We start from the raw sequence: 22,913 nt of genomic DNA, 5'->3' as shown, positions 1-22,913 counted from the left end.
ATACACACCCCGATGCCTGCCCTTCGCCTGACGCCCATGACCCTTGGGCTCTCTGTCCTGCTGTCTGCCGGATTTACCTGCGCTGCCACTGTCCTGCCGGAAACCTCCGTGAGCGCCGAAGCTGAAGAGGACGACCCGCGCGTCAAGGAAACCAGCACCGCCACTCGCACCGCCACACCCGTGCGTTATGTGCCCCAGGCCATCGACTCGGTAAAAACCGACAACCTGCGTTCCTACGGCACCAATGACCTGGGCCAGGCCTTGAGCGGTATACCCAACGTCAGCAGCGGCGCCGACACACGGTTCGACAGCCTGCGCATCCGCGGCTTCGACGCCAGCAACGACTTCTACCTGGACGGTGTTCGCGACGACAGCCAATACGTGCGCGACCTGCACAACATCGAACGCATCGAAGTACTCAAGGGCCCGGCAGCCGTGTTGTACGGCCGCGGCGGCCAGGGCGGCATCGTCAACCGTGTGAGCAAGCTGCCCCAGGCCGGTCGCGCCTCCAGCATCGAGGCCCAGGGCGGCAGCAATGATTTGCGCAGCCTGTACGCCGACCTCAGCACCGACCCCACCGACACCATCAGCCTGCGCCTGAACATGGGCAACCAGGACAACAACAGTTTCCGCGACGGCGTCAGCGGCAATCGCCAACTGTTTGCGCCGTCCATGAGCTGGCAACTGAGCCCCGACCTGAACTGGCTGGTGCAGTACGAATACAGCCGCTACAACCGCACGCCGGACCGGGGCATTCCCGGGGTCAATGGGAGGCCGGCGGATGTCAGCCGCGGCACCACTTATGGTGACAAGCGCGATTACATCGACGACACGTCACAATCCCTGCGTTCGCGGCTTGCCTATGAGCTGAACGACAGTTGGCAACTGCGCCATACGTTGGGCGTGTTCACCCTAGACAGCGACTTCGATAACACCTACGCCGTCAGTTACGACCCAAAAACCGGCAAGGTCGGGCGCCAGCGCTGGCAGCAGGACTTGACCACCCGCAACATCCTCAACAACGTCGAACTGGAAGGCGGCTTCACCACCTTTGGCCTGGAGCATCGCTTGCTCACCGGAGTGGAATTGGGCAACCAGCGCCGTGACCCGAAACTCTATCGAGCGCCGCTCGCCGCTGTGCCGAGCGTGGATGTGTACAACCCCAACCCGGACCTGCGCCACTACGGTCGCCTGCCGGCATTCAGCAGCAGTCACACCGAAGCGCAAAGCCAGGGCGTGTATGTGCAGGACCAACTGCGTCTGAACGATCAATGGCAACTGCTCGCCGGTTTGCGCTATGACCGCTTTGATGTGGAGTCCACCAACAAACTGACCAACGCCTCGGAACAGGTCGTGAGCCACAGCACCAGCCCGCGCGTGGGCCTGGTCTGGACGCCGCTGGAACACCATTCGTTCTATGCCTCGTGGAGCAAGACGTTCTCGCCGACCGGCGGCGGCCTGATCGGCATCACGCCCAATGCCACGGGCAACGCCAACGACCTGAGCCCGGAGCTGACCAAACAGAAGGAAATCGGGGTCAAGAGCGACTGGCTCGACGACCGCCTGAGCACCACCCTGGCGGTGTATGAACTGGAGCTCTACAACCGCCGCACCCGCGACCCGCTGGACCCGACCATCACCCTGCTCAGCGGCGAGCAGCGTTCCCGTGGCGTGGAGTTGACCGCTACCGGCAAGGTCGTCGGCAACTGGTACGTGCGCGGTGGCGTCGGCCTGCAGGACGCCACGGTGGTGAAAGACAACAATGGCTTTGAAGGCAAGCGCATCAGCGACGTGGCCAAGCGCAACGCGAGCCTGTTCGTCACCTGGAAACCGGAGATGGGCTGGTACGCGGAAACCGGGCTGACGCTGGTGGGTGAGCGCTATGCGGATAACGCCAACACGGTATTGTTGCCGGGCCATGGGCGTTGGGACGCACTGGCCGGGTTTCGGCAGAAGGAATGGGATGTACGGGCGGCGCTGAACAATATCAGCGACAAGACGTACTACGCGTCAGCGACGAGTGCGGCGCAGATTCAGTTCGGCGACCCGCGCAGTCTGGTGGTGACCGGAACCTACAGTTTCTAACAGGCTTGCGTGGCGAGGGAGCTTGCTCCCGCTGGGGTGCGAAGCGCCCCCAAAATAGGCGACTGTGTTTTTTCAGATAGAACTCGATGATCTGTTTTGGGGCTGCTGCGCAGCCCAGCGGGAGCAAGCTCCCTCACCACAAGGTCCAGTGCAACATTGAAAACAACCGTCAGCCTTGCATCAATTCACACAACGCCTGCACCTCGTCCTCGCTGAACAGCCCCGCCGGGTACCGTTCGCTCATCACCCGGCGCGGGTCGGGCGTCCTGATCTGCCGCGAACCGTTTGCCTTCAACCAGAGCGCCAGCGCGTGGATCGCGTCACCGTTCACCCGCAAAGGGTGGAACGTGCGCGTGTACATCAGGTTGATATCGGCATTCATTTCAGCGCTCTCTCCGACGGCATGAGCGGCTAACTTACTCAAGGTTTATGACAGAACCGCTTAGTCATACACCGTGCTGTGTGTCGCAACAGCGATACAAGAGCTATGCCAATGTGCCCGGTTTGTCGGCACTTGCACACAAAAAAGCCCGCGAACCTGACGGGCCGCGGGCTTGCTGTGAGCGCGCAAAACATGGCGCACTCGATTGCCGTTAAACCCGGCACCAGGCTGTTACAACTGCACTCAGTTTTTGTGCGGGGCCGGCTGTTGCTGGGTCAGACAGTGGATGTTGCCGCCCCCCAGTAACAGTTCGCGGCCAGGCACCATCACCACTTCATGCTGCGGGAACAGGCTCTGCAGAATCTCCTTGGCGCGGCTGTCCAGCGGGTCGTCGAAGCTCGGCGCGATGATGCCGCCGTTGACGATCAGGAAGTTGACGTAGGAACCGGCCAACCGCACGGTGGGATTGCGCTCCTGGGTGCCGTCTACCGGGTCCACGCCTGCGCATTCTTCCTCGGTGGCGTACAGCGGCCCTGGGATCGGCATTTTATGCACTGTGAACGAGCGGCCCTGGGCGTCGGTGCTGCTTTGCAGTACGTCCATGGCGGCATGGCAGCGCGCATAGTTCGGGTCTTGCGGGTCGTCGGTCCAGGCCAGCAACACTTCGCCCGGGCGTACGTAGCAGCAGAAGTTATCCACATGCCCGTCGGTTTCGTCGTTGAACAGGCCATCCGGCAACCAGATGATCTTATCCACCGCCAGGTTGGCGCTGAGCACCGCTTCGATTTCCTCACGCTGCAGGTGCGGGTTGCGATTGCGGTTAAGCAGGCATTCTTCGGTGGTGATCAGGGTGCCTTCGCCGTCGACGTGGATCGAACCGCCTTCCAGCACAAACCCTTCGGTGCGATAACGCGGGCTGCGCTCGATCTCGAGGATCTTGCCGCCCACCTGGGAGTCGCGGTTCCACGGCGAGTACAAGCCACCATCAAAACCGCCCCAGGCGTTGAAGTCCCAGTTCACACCGCGCACTTCACCGCTGTTGTTGATCACGAAGGTCGGCCCGGTATCGCGGACCCAGGCGTCGTCGCTGGACATTTCCACCAGGCGAATATTCGGCACGTCCAGGCGCGCCCGGGCGTTTTCGTACTGGCCGGCCGAGACCGCCACGGTCACCGGTTCAAAACGTGCGATGGCCTTGGCCACCGCCACATGGGCGGCCTGCGCCGGCTTGCCGCCCAGGCGCCAGTTGTCCGGGCGCTCGGGCCAGATCATCCAGGTTTGGGTCTGTGGCGCCCATTCGGCAGGCATGTAGAAGCCGTCGGCGCGGGGGGTGCTGTGCAAAGTGGTCATGGCGATTCAGGACTCCAGGGAACCGTCGAGGGTTTTAAGCGCACCATACAGGTTCGGACGGCGGTCGCGGAACGAACCCCAGGCGCTGCGAATGTGTTCAAGTTCATCGAGATCGAAGCGGTGCACCAGGATGCCTTCTTCGGTTTCGTTGAGTTCTTCTACTTTCTCGCCGAACTGATTGGCAATGAAGGACGAGCCGTAGAAGGTGATGTCGTAGCCGTCTTGCTCCTCGTTACCGATGCGGTTGCTGGCGATCAGCGGCATCAGGTTGGCGCCGGCATGGCCTTGCTGTACCCGCTGCCAGTGGTCACGGGACGAAATTGTCTTGTCGTGGGGCTCGCTGCCGATGGCGGTCGGGTAGAACAGGATTTCCGCGCCTTGCAGCGCCATGCTGCGGGCGGCTTCCGGGAACCACTGGTCCCAGCAGATGCCCACGCCGATCTTCGCGTAGCGGGTGTTCCACACCTTGAAGCCGGTGTCGCCGGGGTTGAAGTAATACTTTTCATGGTAGCCCGGGCCGTCCGGGATGTGGCTTTTCCGATAAATCCCGAGGTTGGAGCCGTCAGCGTCGATGATCGCAATGCTGTTGAAACGCGCGCGGCCGGCCAGTTCATAGAAACTGATGGGCAACACCACCTGCAGTTCCCGGGCGACCTTCTGGAAGTGCTTGATCGCGACGTTATCTTCAACCGTGGTCGCCAGTTGCAGGTAGTCCGGGTTCGGCTTCTGGCAGAAGTACGGGGCCTCGAACAGTTCCTGGATCAGGATGATCTGCGCGCCCTTGGCGGCGGCCTCACGCACCAGCCTTTCAGCGGTTTCGAGATTGGCATCAAGGTCCCAGGAACAGGCCATCTGGGTCGCGGCAACGGTAACGATACGACTCATGAATCATCTCCTCGGCGGCGGGCAAGTGTTCGCCTTTATAGCGGATAAAAATCGGCTTTTGAAGCTAATAAATATCCGCTCATCGAAAAATGATCAAATTTTACCGATAACAATCGAGTTTATTGTTACAAGCCTTCCTCCAGAACCTTCGCCAGCATGTCGACGAAGAAATCCACACTGTGCCGTGAGGTGACCATCGGCGGCTTGATCTTGAGGATGTTCAGGTAGTCGCCGGTGGGCTGCATGAAGATCCCCAGTTCCCGCAGCCGGTCACACAGCAGCGCGGTCTCTTCGGTGGCCGGTTCCAGGGTCTGTCGATCGCGGACCAATTCCAGCCCCAGGTAAAACCCGGAACCATGCACCGCGCCCACCAATGGATACTGCTCGATCAGCGCCTCCAACCGCGCCTTGAAGTGTCCGCCCACCTCCTGGGCGTTTTCCCACAGCTTTTCTTCCTCCATCACATCCAGCACCGCCATGCCGATCCGGCAACTCACCGGGCTGCCTCCCGATGAGGAGAAGAAGTAACCCTCGGCCTCCAGCGCCTCGGCGATTTCCCGGCGGGTGATCACCGCGCCCAACGGCTGGCCATTGCCCATGCCCTTGGCCATGGTGATGATGTCCGGCACCACGCCCTGCTCTTCAAAGCCCCAGAAGAAATGCCCCATGCGGCCGTAGCCCACCTGCACTTCGTCGGCGATGCACACGCCGCCCTGCTCACGAACCAGCGCGTACACCTGCTGCAAATATCCCGGCGGCAAAGAAATCCCGCCGGCATTGCCGTACACCGGCTCGCAAATGAAACCCGCCAGCTGGCGATTCTGCGCGGCGATTTTCGCCAGGTTGTGTTCCACGCTGCGTACGTAGTCGGGGGCGCTGTCCTGCCCGCGAAACTCGCCGCGATAGGTATTCGGCGCGGTCACCGGGTGCACCCAGTCCGGGCGGCTGCTCAAGGCCTGGGGGTTGTCGGCAATCGAGGTCGACACCGCATCCGCCGCCACCGACCAGCCGTGGTACGCCTCCAGCACGCTGAGCATGTCGCGCCCGCCGCTGTAGGCCCAGGCCAGGCGAATCGCCAGGTCGTTGGCCTCGGTGCCGCTGTTGACCAGGAACACCCGGTCCATGGAGTCCGGCGCCAGCGCCAGCAAACGCTCGGAGAATTCGGCAATCGCCGCATAGTGGAAGCGCGAGTTGGTGTTGAGCAGCGACCATTGCCGCGCCGCCACCTCGGCCATGCGCGGATGACCGTGGCCGAGGACGGCGACGTTGTTGAGCATGTCGAGGTAGGAACGGCCCTGCATGTCGATCAAATGGTTGCGCCAGCCGCGCTCGATGCGCGGCGGGTCGACGTAATAGTGCTTCTGCGAGCGGGCGAAGCTGGCATCCCGACGCGCCAGCAGGGCTTCGGGGTCCAGCTCCGGCTCGGCGTCGCAGGCCAGCCCCAGCAAGGTAGCCGGGGATGGGCAGAGCGTTTGCCATGCCGCCGCCCGGGAAGGCGTGCAGAACAGCGGCGGCTCAAGCTCGGCGCGGCACAGTTGTACTGTCAGCGGCGCGACCACGTCGCCGATTACCTGGCCTTTTACCACTGCGGCGCCGTGCTTCAACAAGGCGTTCACGCCCCACAACCGAACACTCAACTGGGCGCTATGCAGGCTCAGCAGGCCTTCGGCGCCATAGCGCAAGGTGCCGGCGAACGGTGCTTCCACCGTGGCGCCCAAGGGCATGTGCAGTTCTACGTGAAGCGCGAAGGTGTCGGGCTCGACGGCACTGTCGGGTTGGGTGCGGGACAGACGGTATTGACCATAACGACTGGCTGCCAGGCCATGGACCACGGCCGCTTGTTCCAGCAATCGGCGATCAATGCCCTCCTGCTCCCAGTTACCGGCCTCGAAATGCGGGCTGAGCACGCCCAGATCGATCAACGCGAATTCACGCCCAACGAGCCCCGGCAACAAAGGCGCGAAGCCTTCACCGACAATCGGCGGCAATTCGGCACCGACGCAGTTCAGGATCGCCGCCTCCATCAATTCAAAGGGCACCGAGGTGGCTACGTGGAAAATTTCCCACTCATGCTCGGCATTCTTCAACAGGTACGCGTTATCCGGGTCCAGGCGTTGCTGCTGTTCACTGCTCAGCACCAACACCGCGGCCCGCGCGACGATCAGCGGCCATAGCACCTGCAACTCTTCGCGCTGCAACGGCGTGATCCGGTGGCACGCCTGGATCGCCGGCAGGATCGCGAACGGATCACCCTCGGCATGATGCAGCAGCGCCGCGCAGGTCACCGACAGGTCGGCAATGCGCCAGGTGCGCACCAGGTCGCCAAAATCGATCACCCCCTCAATCTGCCAATGCCGCTGGGCATCACGCTGCCAGACCACGTTGTCATCGGTGATGTCCATGTGCACGGCTTGCCAGGGCAGGCGGTCGGCCAACGGCAGCAGACGCTGCCCGACCTGCTCCACCACGCGCTCGAGCCCGGCCCGGTGCGGGAGGTTTTCGAGAGTCGCCAGCAAATGAGTGATCAGCTCAAGGGCATGGCGTGGGTCCCATTGCAGGGTACGTTCCAGGCCCGGATGCTCGAAGTCGGCCAGCGCCTGGCTCATCCGCCCGCAGAGTTCGCCGAAGCCTGCGATCACCTCGCGCCCCAGATGGGGCAGATGGGTCAGCGGCTGGCCGTCGATGTAGTCCAGCAACCGCAGGTGCACGGTTTGCCCGGCGACGGTCTCGGTCAACAATTCTTCGCCAGCAAGCGACGAGATCACCTTGGGCACCCGTACATCCGAATGGCCCTGCAGATGCTTCAAAGCGGCGTGCTGGGCCTGCAGCTCGACGGCGGCGTAGTCGCCCCGGCAGATTTTCAGCACAAAGCGGCCACGCTCGCTGTCGATACGGTAGTTGAGGTCTTGCTGGCTGCCGAGGGACTGCAACGCCCCACCCAGGCCGTAATGCTGCTCAAGTAGCTGCGTCGCAGGCACAGGCCCGACTTGCGGGCAAGGCAGGCTGGCGCGATGAATCAACGTGGCGAGCAACATGTGAAGACCCCTGGCTTTTTTATCAGGCGCTTATATCGCCATTGTTGACGGGGGTTACGCAACCCCCAGTCCCGCGCAGTGCCGTCAATCTGACTGTGGCCCCTTGCACCACCTGGCTCCACAACTCAAGCTATGCTCCATTCGCTTAATGTCTGTCTAAGGAAAAGGGCCTCCGACATGCGCATTCTCATCACCGGCGGCGCCGGATTCATCGGCTCCGCTCTGATCCGGCACCTGATTCAACACACCAAGCACGAAGTGCTCAACCTGGACAAATTGACCTACGCCGGCAATCTTGAGTCGCTGGCCAGCATCGCGAGCAACAGCCGCTACGAGTTCGTCCAGGCCGATATCATCGACCAGGCCACCGTCAGCGCCGTACTGGCGCGCTTTGAGCCCCACGCGATCATGCACCTGGCGGCCGAGTCTCATGTGGACCGTTCCATCGACGGCCCGTCGGATTTTATCCAGACCAATATCGTCGGCACCTACAGCCTGCTGGAGGCCGCACGCGGTTATTGGCAGAAGCTGGAAGAACCGGCCAAGAGTGCCTTCCGCTTCCACCACATCTCCACCGATGAAGTGTATGGCGACCTGCACGGCGTCGACGACCTGTTCACCGAAACCACGCCCTACGCCCCAAGCTCGCCGTACTCGGCCAGCAAGGCCGCGTCCGATCACCTGGTACGCGCCTGGCAGCGCACTTACGGCCTGCCGGTGCTGTTGACCAATTGCTCGAACAACTACGGGCCGTTCCACTTTCCCGAGAAGCTGATTCCGCTGGTGATCCTCAACGCCCTCGCAGGTAAACCATTGCCGGTGTACGGCGACGGCCTGCAAGTGCGCGACTGGCTGTTCGTCGAAGACCACGCCCGCGCGCTGTTCAAAGTGGTGACTGAAGGTGTGGTAGGCGAGACCTACAACATCGGCGGCCATAACGAGCAGAAGAATATCGACGTGGTGCGCAGCATCTGCGGCCTGCTGGAAGAACTGGCACCACAACGCCCGGCGGGCGTGGAGAAATTCACTGACCTGATCACTTTCGTCAAGGATCGCCCGGGCCACGACCAGCGCTATGCGATCGACGCCAGCAAGATCGAGCGCGAATTGGGCTGGGTGCCCGAAGAAACCTTTGAAACCGGCCTGCGCAAAACCGTGCAGTGGTACCTCGATAACCTGGAATGGTGCCGCAGGGTCCAGGACGGCAGTTATCAAGGCGAACGACTGGGCAACACCGACTTTAAGGATCTGATCGCATGATGAAGGGAATCGTACTGGCCGGTGGCTCCGGCACGCGTTTGCACCCCATTACCCTGGGCGTTTCCAAGCAACTGTTGCCGGTGTATGACAAGCCGATGATCTACTACCCGATCTCGGTGCTGATGCTGGCCGGGATCAAGGAAATCCTGGTGATCTCCACCCCGGTAGACCTGCCGCAATACCGCAACCTGTTGGGCGATGGCAGCCAGTTTGGCGTGCGGTTCACTTATGCGGAGCAGCCGTCCCCGGACGGCCTGGCCCAGGCGTTTTTGATTGGCGAAGAGTTTATCGGCGATGACCCGGTATGCCTGATCCTGGGCGACAACATCTTCCACGGCCAGCACTTCGGCGAACAACTGCGCACTGCTGCCGAACGCCCATCTGGCGCCACGGTATTCGGTTACTGGGTCAAGGACCCGGAGCGTTTCGGCGTGATCGACTTCGACAGCCAGGGCCGCGCGCTGTCCATCGAGGAAAAACCAGCCAAGCCAAAGTCGAGCTACGCGGTGACCGGCCTGTATTTCTACGACAACGACGTGATCAAGATCGCCAAGGCGGTCAAGCCATCGCCGCGCGGCGAATTGGAAATCACCGACGTCAACAACGCCTACCTCAATCGTGGCGACCTGCACGTGGAGCGCTTCGGCCGTGGTTTCGCCTGGCTCGACACCGGCACCCACGACAGCCTGCTGGAGGCCTCGACGTATGTGCAGACCATCGAGCACCGCCAGGGTTTGAAAGTGGCGTGCCTGGAAGAAATCGCCTACGAGAACGGCTGGATCGACCGTGACCACTTGCTGGAGCGGGCCAAGTACTTCGGCAAGACCGGCTACGGCCAATACCTGTATTCACTGGCCGGGGAGCAAAAATGAAGGTCACCGACACGTCGTTGCCGGGCGTATTGATCATCGAACCGAAAGTGTTCGGTGACGAGCGCGGCTTTTTCTACGAAAGCTTCAACGCCCGCGCCTTCGAAGAGGCCACCGGGCTCAAGCGTGATTTCGTGCAGGACAACCACTCGCGCTCGCAAAAAGGCGTGCTGCGCGGCCTGCATTACCAGCTCGAACATACCCAGGGCAAACTGGTGCGCGTCATCGCCGGCGAAGTGCTGGATGTGGCCGTCGACATCCGCCGCAGCTCGCCCAACTTCGGGCAATGGGTGGGCGTGCGGCTTAGCGCCGATAACCATCGCCAGTTGTGGGTACCGGAAGGTTTCGCCCACGGCTTTGTGGTGCTGAGCGACTACGCCGAGTTCCTCTACAAGACCACCGATTACTACCAGCCGAGCGCCGAGCGTTGCATCCTCTGGAACGACCCGACGCTGGCCATCGACTGGGAACTGACGGAGACGCCGCAACTGTCTGCCAAGGACCAGGCCGGGAAAAGCCTGCAAGAGGCCGACCTGTTCCCATGAAAATCCTTATCAGCGGCCAACATGGCCAAGTCTCCCGGGAGTTGCAACAGCGCCTCCGGGGCCTGGGCGAGTTGATCGTGCTGGGCCGCGATCAACTGGACCTGGCGCATCCCGAGCAGATCCGCGACCAGGTACGCGCCCATCGCCCGGGCCTGATCATCAACGCAGCCGCCCATACGGCCGTCGATCAAGCCGAGAGCGAGCCGGACGTGGCCTTCGCCATCAACGCCACCGCGCCCGGGATTTTCGCCGAGGAAGCCAAGGCACTGGGCATTCCGCTGATTCACTATTCCACCGACTACGTGTTCGACGGCAGCAAGGCCGCGCCCTACAACGAGGACGACGCAACCAACCCGCTGGGCGTCTATGGCGCAAGCAAGCTGGCGGGCGAACAGGCGATCGCGGCCATCGGCGGTGAACACCTGATCCTGCGCACCAGCTGGGTCTACTCGACCCACGGCAAGAACTTCCTGCTGACCATGCAACGCCTGCTGCAGGAAAAACCGCAGATGCGCATCGTCGCCGACCAGATCGGCGCGCCAACCTGGGCCGGGACCATCGCCAACAGCACCCGCGCACTGATCGAGCGCTGGCAGGCGGGCGAGGCCGGGGATTGGGGTGTCTACCACCTGACGGCCCAGGGCGAGACCTCGTGGTTCGGCTTTGCACAGGCCATCGGCGAGCAACTACGGGCCAACGGTCGTGCCTGCGCCGAGCTGGAAGCGATTCCCTCCAGCGCCTATCCAACGCCGGCCAGGCGCCCGCTGAACTCGCGCCTCGATTGCAGCCGCCTGCAACAGCAATGGCATGTCTCGCAACCGCAGTGGCATGACGCATTGCGCGAGTGTCTTGCCGAGCAGCACTAGGCATAATGCGCCTGTACCCACAGGCGCACGACTCCCATGACTCCACCCCTTCCGCGAAGACCCCGCTGGCGCAGCCTGGCATTGCTGGCGCTATGCCTGGCACCGCTGTTGTGGCCGCTGGAGCACCTGGCCGAGCGTTATTACCGCAACGAACTGGCCGGCCAGAACCGCCAGACGCTGGACCTGTACGTCGCCAACCTGCTGGGCACCCTGCACCGCTACGAAGTGTTGCCACAAATCCTCGGTGACCTGCCGGCCCTGCGCACCGCCATCGACGCGCCTCACGTCAGCACCAACCTGGTCAATGCCAACCACCTGCTCAAGGACGTTGCCGCGCAGGCCGGGGTGGAAGTGATGTACCTGATGGACACCACCGGCAAGACCCTCGCCGCGTCCAACTGGGACAAGCAGGACAGCTTCGTCGGGCGTAATTTTTCCTTTCGCCCCTACTTCAGCGAAGCCATGGCCGGGCGCCTCGGGCGCTTCTTCGGCCTGGGCACCACCTCGGCCAAGCGCGGTTACTTCTTCGCCGCCGCTGTGCGAGATGGTGACAAGATCATCGGCGTGCTGGTGGTGAAGGTCGACCTGGACCACACCGAAAGCCTGTGGGGCAACACCCCCGAACAACTGCTGGTCACCGACCACAACGGCGTGGTGATCCTGACCTCGCGCCCGCAATGGCGCTTTCGTGCCACCCGGCCGCTGACGGATGAAGAACGCCGCGCCATCATCGCCATCCAGCCCTATCCGACCCGCGACCCGCAGCCGCTGAGCCTCAGCCCGACGGCGTGGGTGCGCCAATCCACCGACATCGCCGAAACCGGCTGGAAAGTCGAGATTCTCGCGCCGCGCACCTTGATCAGCCGCCCGGTGCGCACCGTGGTCGCGGTGGGTGGCGCCGCCTTGCTGGTGCTGATGCTGTTGCTCGGCCTGATGATGCAGCGCCGTCGTCACTACCTGGAACGCATCGCCTTCGAAGCCAAGGCCCGTCGCGAACTGGAGATGCGCGTGATCGAGCGGACCAGCGACCTGGAAGGCCTCAACCGGCGCCTGAAACAGGAAGTGCTGGAGCGTGAACATGCCCAGCAGGAACTGGTGCGCGCCCAGGACGACCTGGTGCAGGCCGGCAAGTTGTCGGCGCTGGGCACCATGTCGGCGAGTATCAGCCATGAACTCAACCAGCCGTTGGCGGCGATTCGCAGCTACGCGGAAAACGCCGGGATTTTGCTCGACCATGAGCGCACCGACGACGCCCGTGGCAACCTCAAGCTGATCAGCGAGTTGACCGGGCGCATGGCTTCGATCATCGCCCACTTGCGCGCCTTCGCCCGGCGCGACCGGCATGCGCCGGAAAGCGTGGCCCTGCAACCGGCCCTGGACGATGCCCTGGCGCTGCTGGCCAAGCGGCGGCGGGCAATGGAAGTGGAACTGATCCGCGACCTGCCCGAGGCCACCTTGTGGGTGGCGGCCGGCGAAACCCGCCTGCGCCAGGTGCTGGGCAACCTGCTGGCCAACGCTCTGGACGCCCTGACCGAAAAAGGCCCGCCGCGCAAACTCTGGCTGAGTGCCCAAACCACCGAACAGGGCGTCAACCTGTACATTCGCGACAACGGCCCGGGTTTCTGCATGGAAGCCCTGGGCCGCGCCAGCGAGCCCTTCTACACCACCAAGACCCGCACCCAGGGCCTGGGGTTGGGCCTGGCGATCTGCGACACCCTGATGCGCGCCTTTGGCGGTGAACTGTTGTTCGCCAACCACAAGGAAGGCGGCGCACTGTTAACCTTGAAACTGCGCGCCGGAGCACCGGGTGTCAGTCTGCAACCGTCCGAGGACCGCAGTGTATGACTATCGATAACCAGATTCAGGTGGTGTTGATCGACGATGATCCACACCTGCGTCAGGCTCTCTGCCAGACCCTGGACCTGGCCGGGCTGAAAGTCCTGACCCTCGGCGAAGCCCAGGGCCTGACCGCGCGCCTGTCCCGGGATTGGCCGGGGGTTGTGGTGAGCGACATCCGCATGCCCGGCATGGACGGCCTGGAACTGTTAAAGGAACTCCACGCCCAGGACCCGGAGCTGCCGGTACTGCTGATCACCGGCCACGGCGACGTGCCACTGGCGGTGCAGGCGATGCGCACCGGCGCCTACGACTTCCTGGAAAAACCCTTCGCCAGTGACGCCCTGCTCGACAGCGTGCGCCGCGCCCTGGCCCTGCGCCGCCTGGTGCTGGACAACCGCAGCCTGCGCCTGGCCCTGAGCGACCGTCAGCAATTGAGTACGCGCCTGGTGGGCCACTCCCCGCAAATGCTGCGCCTGCGCGAGCAGATTGGCGCGCTGGCGGCGACCAAGGCTGATGTGCTGATCCTCGGTGAAACCGGTGCCGGCAAGGAAGTGGTAGCGCGTGCGCTGCACGATCTGTCGAACCGCCGCAGCGGCCCGTTTGTGGCGATCAACGCCGGCGCCCTGGCCGAGTCGGTGGTGGAAAGCGAGTTGTTCGGGCATGAGCCCGGGGCCTTTACCGGCGCCCAGAAGCGGCGCATCGGCAAATTCGAATTCGCCAACGGCGGCACGCTGTTTCTCGACGAAATCGAAAGCATGAGCCTGGATGTGCAGGTCAAGCTGCTGCGGCTGTTGCAGGAGCGTGTGGTGGAGCGTCTGGGGGGCAACCAACTGATCCCGCTGGATATCCGCATCATCGCCGCCACCAAGGAAGACCTGCGCCAGTCCGCCGACCAGGGGCGCTTCCGGGCGGACTTGTATTACCGCCTCAACGTTGCGCCGCTGCGCATTCCACCGCTGCGCGAACGGGGTGAGGATGCGCTGATGCTGTTCCAGCACTTTGCCGACGAAGCCAGCACGCGCCACGGGCTACCGATGAAAGAGCTGCAACCGGGCCAGCGCGCGCTGTTGTTGCGTCACAGCTGGCCGGGCAATGTGCGCGAGCTGCAAAACGCCGCCGAGCGTTTCGCCCTGGGCCTTGAACTGGCGCTGGACAGCACCCCGGACAGCCCTTCGCCGGGCATCCTCACCAGCACGCCCGGCGGCTTGAGCGAACAGGTCGAACAGTTTGAAAAAAGCCTGATCGCCGCCGAACTGGCGCGCACCCACAATTCCATGCGCAGCCTCGCCGAGGCATTGGGCGTGCCGCGTAAAACCCTGCACGACAAACTGCGCAAGCACGGGCTGAACTTCGCTGACAGCGGCAACAGTCACGCTGACGACGAATGACCCTTTTCCCCCTGCCAAGAGGCCACCATGAGTCGCGATAGCCGTTACCTGGAATCGATCCTTCACCACGACATTCCCCTGACCCGGGAAATGGGCCTCAAGGTTATCGACTGGCAGGACCGGCAGCTGCAACTGCGCTTGCCGCTCGACGCCAACATCAACCACAAGAGCACCATGTTTGGCGGCAGCCTGTATTGCGGCGCCGTGCTGGCAGGTTGGGGCTGGCTGCATTTGCAGTTGCGTGAGGAAGGGATTGAAGACGGGCATATCGTGATTCAGGAAGGGCAGATCAGTTATCCGCTGCCGGTGACCACCGATGCGACGGCGATTTGCCAGGCACCTGATGACAAGGTGTGGAAGCGATTCGTCGCCACCTACAAGCGTTATGGCCGGGCGCGCTTGGCGCTGGAGACGTGGATCGTCAATGAGGGCAGTGAAGAGCGGGCCGTGGCCTTTACCGGGCAGTACGTCCTGCACACATAACAAATGTGGGAGCGGGCTTGCTCGCGAAAGCGGTGGATCAGCCAATACATCTGGTGACTGACACACTGCCTTCGCGAGCAAGCCCGCTCCCACATTTTTGATCGGCGCTGTGCTTAAGACCGGGCCAGGGTCAGCAACCGCTCACGCCACTCCGCTTTAGCCGGCAATGCCAGGAAGAACGGGTTCAACAACGACGCCCGCGCCGGGTAACTGAACGGCTGCCCATCCAGCTCCAGCACTTCCCCACCCGCACCTTCCAGCACCCCTTGCGCGGCCGCGGTGTCCCACTGCGAGGTGGGCGCCAGGCGCGGGTAGCAATCGGCGCTGCCCTCAGCCAACAGGCAAAACTTCAAAGAACTGCCGATATTGGCCAGCTTCAGCTCGCCCAATCCGGCACTCAAGCCAGCGAGCAAGCGATCCTGTTCAGGGCTCGTATGGCGACGACTGGCAACCACAGTAAATGCTTCACCGCTCGCCGGGGTCTGGCGCACCTGGATTTGCTTGGGCGCAGCACCTACATCGGAACGCCAGGCACCCAGCCCGGCACCCCCGAAGTAGCACCGACCACTGGTAGGCATCGACACCACACCGAACACCACGCGGCCCTTTTCGATCAGCGCGATGTTGACGGTGAACTCCTCGCTGCCGGAGATGAATTCCTTGGTGCCATCCAGCGGGTCCACCAGCCACCAGCGCTGCCAACCGGCGCGCACGCTCTGGTCAATGTCGGCGTCTTCCTCCGAGAGCACCGGAATGCTCGGGTCCAACGCAGTCAGCCCGGCGAGGATCAAGTGATGGGCAGCCAAGTCGGCGGCAGTGACCGGTGAATCATCGGTCTTGGTGGTGACGGCAACATCGGCGCGCCAATACGGCAGGATGACCTCGCCAGCCTGGCGGGCCAATTCGATCGCGGGGGCAATAAACGGGTGACCCAGGAACAGTTCGCTCATGGCTGGAACGCTCCACGTTGAGTCAACAGGTCGCGTACCAGGTACAGCGCGGCCAACGCGCGGCCCTCGCTGAACTGCTCGTTCTGCGCCAACTGCGAGAGCTCCCGCAGGTTGACCCGGTCGACGCGCATCGGCTCGGGCTCGTCGCCTTCCAGGCGCTCTTCATACAGTTCGGTGGCCAGCACCACCTGGATTTTCTGGCTCATGTAGCCGGGGGACAGCGACAGCTCGGTGATATGCTCCAACTGGCGGGCGCCGAAACCGGCTTCTTCCTTGAGCTCACGGTCGGCTGCCGCCAACACGTCTTCGCCCGGTTCGATCAGGCCCTTGGGCAGTGACAGTTCATACTCGTCGGTGCCGCCGCAATATTCTTCGATCAGCAACGCATGGTCCGAGTCGATCATCGCCACGATCATCACCGCGCCATATCCGGCACCCCTGCCCACCAGGCGCTCGTAGGTCCGCTCCACGCCATTGGAAAAGCGCAATTGCACTTCCTCCACGCGGAACAAACGGCTACTGGCGACTATTTCGCGGGCGAGAACGGTGGGTTTCTGGCGCATGAGCGGCTCCTTGGCGTGATCGGGTTACTATACCGTGGCTTTTCCGATTGTCTGTGTCGTATATCTTTTCTTACATGAGTGTTCTTTATGCCTCCATTGCCCTGGCACGCCATCGACACCGTCCTGCTGGACATGGACGGCACCTTGCTCGACCTGCACTTCGACAACCATTTCTGGATGGAGCACCTGCCCCAGCGCTATGCCGAGTTGCATGGTGTGAGCCGGGCCATGGCCGAGATGGAGCTGCAGCCGCTGTTCGAGCGTAACGCCGGACAGTTGCAATGGTATTGCCTGGATTTCTGGAGCGCCGAACTCAAGATCCCGGTGCGCGAGCTCAAGCTGGAAACCGCGCACCTGATTGCCTTGCGCCCGGATGCCGACACCTTCCTGGCGGCGATCAAACAGGCGGGCAAGCGGGTGATCCTGATCACCAATGCCCATCGGGATTCGCTGTCGTTGAAGCTGGAACGCATCGAGTTGGCGCCTTATTTCGAGCGACTGATCAGCTCCCATGACTATGGTTTTGCCAAGGAAAACCCGCAGTTCTGGGACGCCCTGCACGCCGATATCGCCTTCGACCCGGCCCGCAGCCTGTTTATCGACGATACCTTGCCGATCCTGCGTAGCGCCCGGGATTTTGGCGTGGGGCACTTGCTGGCGGTGAAGGAACCGGACAGCCGGAAGGGGCCCAAGGACACGGCGGAGTTTGCAGCGGTTGGGGATTACCGGGACTTGATCGTAGGTTTGTAACAACACTGAAGGTCCAATGTGGGAGCGGGCTTGCTCGCGAATACGGTGTGTCAGCCACTGAATATATTGACTGACACACCGCATTCGCGAGCAAGCCCGCTCCCACATTGGGTCCGCGGATTACTCAGGAATACGCAGCGTCTGCCCTGGGTAGATTTTGTCCGGATGGGACAGCAGCGGCTTGTTGGCTTCGAAGATTTTGTTGTACTGGTTGGCGTTGCCATACACCGCCAGCGAAATCGCACTCAGGGTGTCGCCCTTTTTCACCACGACAAAGCGGGCCGCCGCGACAGCAGGACCGGAAACGGTGATCTGGTCATCAACACTCGCAACGCCGGCGATGTTGCCCAGCGCCAGCAATATCTTCTCTTTCTCTTCCTGGCTGGCGACTTCACCTGTCACGGTCACCTTGTCACCGTCGACGGTGGTTTGCACATTGGGGTTACCCAATCCAACCTTGGCCACGTGCTCTTTTAACTGCTCGCTCGCGTTGGCATTACCCGGTGTCAACAGGTCAATCAACTTCTCGCCTGCTTCCTTAACAAAGCTTAAAAGACTCATGGTGCGCTCTCCTTGGGATTTAATTTCCAGATGCCAAAGACTAGACCAGTCCTACAGAATTGGGTTCCAGCCTGACCAAAGACCCAAACACGCTAGAATCCCACCGCATTGGAATAAGCCCGGAGCGAAGATGGACATCAAACAGCTGAAATTCCTCATCGCCCTCGACGAAACCCGTCACTTCGGCCAGGCGGCGGCGCGCTGCCATATCACCCAGCCGACCCTGTCGATGCGCCTGCGCAGCCTGGAGGAAGAGCTGCAGTTGCCGCTGGTCAATCGCGGGCAGCGCTTCGAAGGCTTTACCGCCCCCGGCGAACGCGTGCTGGCCTGGGCACGCACGGTGCTGGCGGCCTATGACGGCTTGCAGGCCGAGGCCGCTGCGTGTCGCGGCAACCTGGTAGGCACGTTGCGCCTGGGGGTGGTGCCGTTGTCGAGCTTCGATCCGCTGGCGTTGATGCAGAAGCTGCACAAGAAACACCCCAGCCTGCGCTTTGAGTTGTCCGCGTTAAGCTCCGAGCAAATCCTTGAACAACTTGCCAGCAACCGCCTGGACCTCGGTGTGTCGTACCTCGAGCGCCTGGACGCCGAACGTTTCGACTCCCTGGCCCTGGGCGAAACCCGCATGGGCCTGCTGTACGACCAACGGTTCTTCAGCTTCGGCGACAAGCCCCTGAGTTGGGAGGCGCTGATCGAACTGCCCTTGGGCATGCTCACCAGCGGCATGCACTTTCGCCAGTCCATCGACCACAATTTCCACAGCCGTGGCCTCAACCCGCAGCCACTGTTGCAGACCGATGCCGTCCATCAATTGTTACAAGCGGTGCACGGCGGCCTGTGTTGCGCGGTGATGCCACTGGACGGCGGCCTCGACGCCCTCACCGAGCACCTGCGCCTGCAACCCATTGAAGACGCTCACACTTTGGCTCGCCTGGGGTTGATCATGCGCCGCAGTGCACCCCGTTCGGCCTTGGCGGAAGCGTGTTTTGCGCTGTACCAGAAATCGCTGATCGAGACTTGATCGACGGCATCTATCGGTAGATCAGTACTGACGATTAGACGCGACCCTTTGTCGCGCCTAGTCTTACAGCTGAATACTCCCGGTGGTAATGCCCAATGAACGCCCAGCGCCCAGTCTGCGCGGCGCCCGCCCTCGAAACGCCCGCGCCCGCCGCCAGCCAGAGCTACCAGTTTTGTAATCTCGAACACACCGAATCGGCCAGCACCGCGCTTGCCGAGGAAGTTGCGTTGGCGATTGCCTATAACGACATCAGCCAGGCGGTGATGCTGGTGACGCCGACCGACCTTGAAGACTTTATCGTCGGATTCAGCATCGGTAGCGGCATTATCGAAGACGTTAGCGACATTTATGACCTGAAAATCAGCGGTTCGGGCTCGACCCAATACGCTCAGGTGCAGATTTCCAGCCGCGCGTTCTGGAATATGAAGCAGCAGCGCCGGCAACTCGCCGGCACCAGTGGCTGTGGGCTGTGCGGCGTAGAAGCCGTGGAGCAGGCGCTGCCCAACCTCAAGGTGTTGCCCGGCGCGCCGTTGCCGCCTGCCGAATGGCTGGATGGCCTGCGCCAGCGCATCAGCGCGTTCCAACCGCTGGGCCAGTACAGCGGCGCGGTGCATGCGGCGGTGTTCATGAACAACCAGGGCGAATTGCTGCTGGGCCGTGAAGACATCGGCCGGCATAACGCCCTCGACAAGCTGATCGGTGCGCTGATCCGCCAAAAGATTCCGACCGACGGCGGCCTGGCGATTGTCACCAGTCGCTGCAGCCTCGAACTGATCCAGAAAGTCCTGCGTGCAGGCATCCAGACCCTGGTCAGCCTGTCGTCGCCCACCGGCCTGGCCCTGCAATGGGCTCGCCGGCACAACCTCAATCTCATCCACCTGCCGCAGAAAAGTGCGCCGCGGGTCTATAGCCCTGCGATGGAGAATCAAGCGTGAGTAATCATCATCAAGCCGACGACAAACCCACCCCGCGCTACAAGCCCTATAAAGGCCCGGCGGGTGGTTGGGGCGCACTGATCAGCGTGGCGCAAGCCTGGCTGACCAGCGACAACGCGCTGAAAAACATCCGCATGATGCTCAAGACCAACCAGAACGGCGGCTTCGACTGCCCGGGCTGCGCCTGGGGCGACTCGCCGGAAAGCGGCATGGTCAAGTTCTGCGAGAACGGCGCCAAGGCGGTCAACTGGGAAGCCACCAAGCGCCGGGTCGACGCGGCATTCTTCGCCAAGCACAGCGTCAGCGCGCTGCTGGAGCAGAGCGACTACTGGCTTGAGTACCAGGGCCGCCTGACCGAGCCGATGAGCTACGACGCCGAAACCGACCGTTACAAACCCATCAGCTGGGAATCGGCTTTCGACTTGATCGGCAAGCACCTCAATGCGCTGCCAAACCCGGACATGGCCGAGTTCTATACCTCGGGCCGGGCCAGCAACGAAGCGGCTTACCTGTATCAACTGTTTGTGCGCGCCTACGGCACCAACAACTTCCCGGATTGCTCGAACATGTGCCACGAAGCCAGCGGCGTCGCCCTGGCGCAAAGCGTGGGCGTGGGCAAAGGCACCGTGACCTTCGATGACTTCGAGCATGCGGACGCGATTTTCGTCTGGGGCCAGAACCCCGGCACCAACCACCCACGCATGCTGGAGCCACTGCGCGAAGCGGTAAAACGCGGCGCCCAGGTGGTGTGCATCAACCCGCTGAAAGAGCGTGGCCTGGAACGCTTCCAGCACCCGCAACACCCGCTGGAAATGCTCACCAACGGCGACAAGCCAACCAACACCGCCTACTTCCGCCCGGCGCTGGGAGGCGACATGGCCATCCTGCGGGGCATGGCCAAGTTCCTGCTGCTGTGGGAACGCCAGGCCCAGGCCGAAGGCAAGGAGGCCGTGTTCGACCACGACTTCCTCAACGAACACACCGCCAACGTGCTGGATTACCTGGGCAAGATCGACGACACCTCATGGGATGAAATCGTTGAGCAGTCCGGCCTGACCCTGGTGGAGATCGAGCAAGCGGCGCGCATGTACGCCAAAGGCAAGAACGTGATCATGTGCTGGGCGATGGGCATCACCCAGCATCGCCACTCGGTGCCGACCATCCAGGAAATCGCCAACCTGATGCTGCTGCGCGGCAACATCGGCCGCCCGGGCGCAGGCCTGTGCCCGGTGCGTGGCCACAGTAACGTGCAGGGCGACCGCACCATGGGCATCAACGAACGCCCGCCGGTGGCGTTCCTCGATTCCCTGGAGCGTCGTTTCCAGTTCCAGGTGCCGCGCGATAACGGCCACAACGTGGTGGAAGCGATTCACGCCATGCTCGAAGGGCGCTCCAAGGTGTTTATCGGTTTGGGCGGCAACTTCGCCCAAGCCACCCCGGACAGCCCACGCACCTTTGAAGCACTGCGCAATTGCGACCTGACCGTACAGATCAGCACCAAGCTCAACCGCAGCCACCTGATGCATGGCAAGGACGCGCTGATCCTGCCATGCCTGGGCCGCACCGACATCGACATCCAGGCCGAAGGTCCGCAAGCCGTGACCGTTGAAGACTCATTCAGCATGGTCCACGCCTCCAACGGCCAACTGCAGCCGCTGTCGAAACAGATGAAATCCGAGCCTGCGATTCTGGCGGGCATTGCCGCCGCCACCCTGGGCAGCAAGCCGGTGGACTGGAACTGGCTGGTGGCCGATTACGACCGTATTCGCGACCTGATCGCCGACACCATTCCGGGCTTCAAGGACTTCAACGAGCGCCTGAAAAACCCGGGCGGTTTCTACCTGGGCAACTCGGCTGGCGCCCGTCGCTGGAACACCCCGTCGGGCCGCGCCAACTTCCGCCCGAACATCCTGCCCAAGGACCTGGTGCACGAACGCACCCGCAACACCGGGCAATTGCCGGACCTGATCATGCAGTCGATGCGCTCCCACGATCAGTACAACACCACCATCTATGGCCTGGACGACCGCTATCGTGGGGTCAAGGGCCAGCGGGATGTGTTGTTCGTCAATGAAGCCGACATCATCCGCCTGGGCTTCAAGCCGGGGCAGAAGGCTGACATCGTGTCGATCTGGGATGACGGACGTGAGCGTCGGGTGAAGGGCTTTACCTTGCTGGCATTTGATATTCCGGCGGGGCAGGCTGCGGCTTATTACCCGGAAGTGAATCCGCTGGTGCCGCTGGAAAGCACGGGGGATGGCAGCCATACGCCAACGTCGAAGTTTGTAGCGATCCGCCTGGAAGCAGCGAGTGCAACCGGCTTGATCATGGCGAAGTCGGCCTAAGCGACACCTCGCCACAGACAGCACCCGAGTTTCTTACGGGCACAAAAAAGGCCGCTTTTGCATAAAAGCGGCCGTTCCGAAGTAACTAAAGACTCGCAAAACTCACTTAAGTTCCTCATACAAAACAGTAACTTAGAGAATTGTATACAACCCATACCACTGGTCGGGTTTCGATTGTCACCGTCTCGATACAACCTCAGGATCGCGCCGTCATCCTCTTGAGGTTCCTCTATGAAGTTCTCCTCGATTCTCTTGTTGTCCCTTGGCCTGGTCAGTGGCGCAGCCATGGCCGGTGGCACCACCGAAGCCGGTGTGGGCGGCGCATTGGGCGGGGTTCTAGGTTCTGTCGTAGGTCAGCAGTTGGGCGGTAACACCGGCTCGGCGATTGGTGCAGCACTCGGCGGCGCGGGCGGCAGTGCGGTGGGCGCAGACAAGCGCAGCCGCGGTGAAGCAGCCATTGGCGGCGCATTGGGCGCGGCCGGCGGCAACGTGGTGGGTCGCAGTGTCGGCGGCAGCACCGGCAGCCTGATCGGCGCAGCAGCCGGCGGTGGCGCCGGTGGCGCACTGGGCAACTACATGGGCAACAAGAGCGATGACGATGATCGTCGTTACCGTGGGCGCGATAACCGCCGCTATGACCGCGACGACCATCGCGGGCGCGGCCATGCTTATGGGCATCGCAAAAACAAGCATCACTATCGCCACCACCGGTAACGCGCGAATCGAAAGAACAACGCGGGTTTAATGTGGGAGCGGCGGTGCGACGATTCGACTTGCTCGCGAAGGCGTTGTATCAGCCAATAC

20 protein-coding genes are annotated in these 22,913 nt (G+C 62.4%); 13 read left to right on the top strand and 7 right to left on the bottom strand.

Annotation, left to right across the window (positions count from 1 at the left end):
- The first annotated feature begins 12 nt into the window (after positions 1–12).
- The gene (locus tag HX818_RS26750) at positions 13–2,085 is read left to right on the top strand and encodes a TonB-dependent siderophore receptor (protein WP_177021028.1); all 2,073 of its coding nucleotides are present in this window, start codon (positions 13–15) and stop codon (positions 2,083–2,085) included.
- 169 nt (positions 2,086–2,254) lie between these two features.
- Here HX818_RS26750 and HX818_RS26745 read toward each other — a convergent pair whose 3' ends face one another.
- From HX818_RS26745 to HX818_RS26730, 4 genes are all read right to left on the bottom strand, one after another.
- Positions 2,255–2,467 (bottom strand): hypothetical protein, encoded by a 213-nt coding sequence (locus HX818_RS26745; protein ID WP_003213240.1) that lies wholly within the window; start codon positions 2,465–2,467, stop codon positions 2,255–2,257.
- 243 nt (positions 2,468–2,710) lie between these two features.
- Complete coding sequence (gene aguA / locus HX818_RS26740; protein WP_102604451.1) at positions 2,711–3,817, bottom strand: agmatine deiminase; 1,107 nt, start codon at positions 3,815–3,817, stop codon at positions 2,711–2,713.
- 6 nt (positions 3,818–3,823) lie between these two features.
- The gene (gene aguB, locus HX818_RS26735; protein ID WP_008435737.1) at positions 3,824–4,702 is read right to left on the bottom strand and encodes an N-carbamoylputrescine amidase; all 879 of its coding nucleotides are present in this window, start codon (positions 4,700–4,702) and stop codon (positions 3,824–3,826) included.
- 125 nt (positions 4,703–4,827) lie between these two features.
- On the bottom strand, positions 4,828–7,737 hold the full coding sequence (locus HX818_RS26730; RefSeq protein WP_177021027.1) for an aminotransferase: 2,910 nt from the start codon (positions 7,735–7,737) through the stop codon (positions 4,828–4,830).
- 177 nt (positions 7,738–7,914) lie between these two features.
- Here HX818_RS26730 and rfbB point away from each other — a divergent pair, with 177 nt between their 5' ends.
- Genes rfbB through HX818_RS26695 form a run of 7 tightly spaced genes read left to right on the top strand, consistent with a single transcriptional unit; the run spans position 7,915 to position 14,987 of the window.
- The gene (gene rfbB, locus HX818_RS26725) at positions 7,915–8,997 is read left to right on the top strand and encodes a dTDP-glucose 4,6-dehydratase (RefSeq protein ID WP_177021026.1); all 1,083 of its coding nucleotides are present in this window, start codon (positions 7,915–7,917) and stop codon (positions 8,995–8,997) included.
- Complete coding sequence (rfbA, locus tag HX818_RS26720) at positions 8,994–9,869, top strand: glucose-1-phosphate thymidylyltransferase RfbA (RefSeq protein ID WP_177009293.1); 876 nt, start codon at positions 8,994–8,996, stop codon at positions 9,867–9,869. Before rfbB ends, rfbA begins: the two co-directional genes overlap by 4 nt.
- Positions 9,866–10,411, top strand: coding sequence for a dTDP-4-dehydrorhamnose 3,5-epimerase (gene rfbC / locus HX818_RS26715; RefSeq protein WP_008435750.1), 546 nt, complete (start codon positions 9,866–9,868; stop codon positions 10,409–10,411). Before rfbA ends, rfbC begins: the two co-directional genes overlap by 4 nt.
- Positions 10,408–11,277, top strand: coding sequence for a dTDP-4-dehydrorhamnose reductase (gene rfbD, locus HX818_RS26710; RefSeq protein ID WP_177021025.1), 870 nt, complete (start codon positions 10,408–10,410; stop codon positions 11,275–11,277). Before rfbC ends, rfbD begins: the two co-directional genes overlap by 4 nt.
- Positions 11,278–11,313: 36 nt before the next feature.
- Complete coding sequence (locus HX818_RS26705) at positions 11,314–13,122, top strand: ATP-binding protein (RefSeq protein ID WP_023659335.1); 1,809 nt, start codon at positions 11,314–11,316, stop codon at positions 13,120–13,122.
- Complete coding sequence (locus HX818_RS26700) at positions 13,119–14,504, top strand: sigma-54 dependent transcriptional regulator (RefSeq protein ID WP_087692719.1); 1,386 nt, start codon at positions 13,119–13,121, stop codon at positions 14,502–14,504. Before HX818_RS26705 ends, HX818_RS26700 begins: the two co-directional genes overlap by 4 nt.
- Positions 14,505–14,531: 27 nt before the next feature.
- Positions 14,532–14,987, top strand: coding sequence for a YiiD C-terminal domain-containing protein (locus HX818_RS26695; protein ID WP_003213222.1), 456 nt, complete (start codon positions 14,532–14,534; stop codon positions 14,985–14,987).
- A gap of 113 nt (positions 14,988–15,100) precedes the next feature.
- Here the strand turns inward: HX818_RS26695 and cysQ are convergent, their stop codons facing one another.
- Both cysQ and nudE read right to left on the bottom strand, forming a co-directional pair.
- Positions 15,101–15,937: a 3'(2'),5'-bisphosphate nucleotidase CysQ gene (gene cysQ, locus HX818_RS26690; protein ID WP_008435771.1), complete on the bottom strand. Its 837-nt coding sequence runs from the start codon at positions 15,935–15,937 to the stop codon at positions 15,101–15,103.
- Positions 15,934–16,500 carry an ADP compounds hydrolase NudE gene (nudE, locus tag HX818_RS26685; protein ID WP_003213218.1) on the bottom strand — a complete coding sequence of 189 codons (567 nt, stop codon included), beginning with the start codon at positions 16,498–16,500 and terminating at the stop codon, positions 15,934–15,936. Before nudE ends, cysQ begins: the two co-directional genes overlap by 4 nt.
- An 87-nt stretch (positions 16,501–16,587) precedes the next feature.
- Between nudE and yrfG the strand changes: the two genes are divergently transcribed.
- Positions 16,588–17,250 carry a GMP/IMP nucleotidase gene (gene yrfG / locus HX818_RS26680; RefSeq protein WP_003213217.1) on the top strand — a complete coding sequence of 221 codons (663 nt, stop codon included), beginning with the start codon at positions 16,588–16,590 and terminating at the stop codon, positions 17,248–17,250.
- 120 nt (positions 17,251–17,370) lie between these two features.
- Here the strand turns inward: yrfG and lysM are convergent, their stop codons facing one another.
- Positions 17,371–17,811 (bottom strand): peptidoglycan-binding protein LysM, encoded by a 441-nt coding sequence (gene lysM / locus HX818_RS26675; RefSeq protein ID WP_003213215.1) that lies wholly within the window; start codon positions 17,809–17,811, stop codon positions 17,371–17,373.
- A 130-nt stretch (positions 17,812–17,941) separates the two neighbouring features.
- Here lysM and HX818_RS26670 point away from each other — a divergent pair, with 130 nt between their 5' ends.
- The 4 genes from HX818_RS26670 to HX818_RS26655 all read left to right on the top strand — a co-directional run bounded on the left by HX818_RS26670 (position 17,942) and on the right by HX818_RS26655 (position 22,823).
- Positions 17,942–18,829, top strand: a complete 888-nt coding sequence (locus HX818_RS26670) for a LysR family transcriptional regulator (protein WP_177021024.1) — start codon at positions 17,942–17,944, stop codon at positions 18,827–18,829.
- A 95-nt stretch (positions 18,830–18,924) separates the two neighbouring features.
- A complete protein-coding gene (fdhD, locus tag HX818_RS26665) occupies positions 18,925–19,764 on the top strand; it encodes a formate dehydrogenase accessory sulfurtransferase FdhD (protein WP_008435774.1) in 840 nt (279 codons plus the stop codon).
- Positions 19,761–22,109, top strand: coding sequence for an FdhF/YdeP family oxidoreductase (locus HX818_RS26660; RefSeq protein WP_102367895.1), 2,349 nt, complete (start codon positions 19,761–19,763; stop codon positions 22,107–22,109). The genes fdhD and HX818_RS26660 overlap by 4 nt, the downstream gene beginning before the upstream one ends.
- 231 nt (positions 22,110–22,340) lie before the next feature.
- The gene (locus HX818_RS26655; RefSeq protein ID WP_008435777.1) at positions 22,341–22,823 is read left to right on the top strand and encodes a glycine zipper domain-containing protein; all 483 of its coding nucleotides are present in this window, start codon (positions 22,341–22,343) and stop codon (positions 22,821–22,823) included.
- Positions 22,824–22,913: the final 90 nt, after the last annotated feature.

Origin of the sequence: Pseudomonas sp. F9001, assembly GCF_013385435.1 — a bacterium.
Taxonomy (GTDB): Bacteria; Pseudomonadota; Gammaproteobacteria; order Pseudomonadales; family Pseudomonadaceae; genus Aquipseudomonas.
Note: the sequence above shows the minus strand (reverse complement) of the source record. Positions and strands in the feature narration are given on the sequence as shown.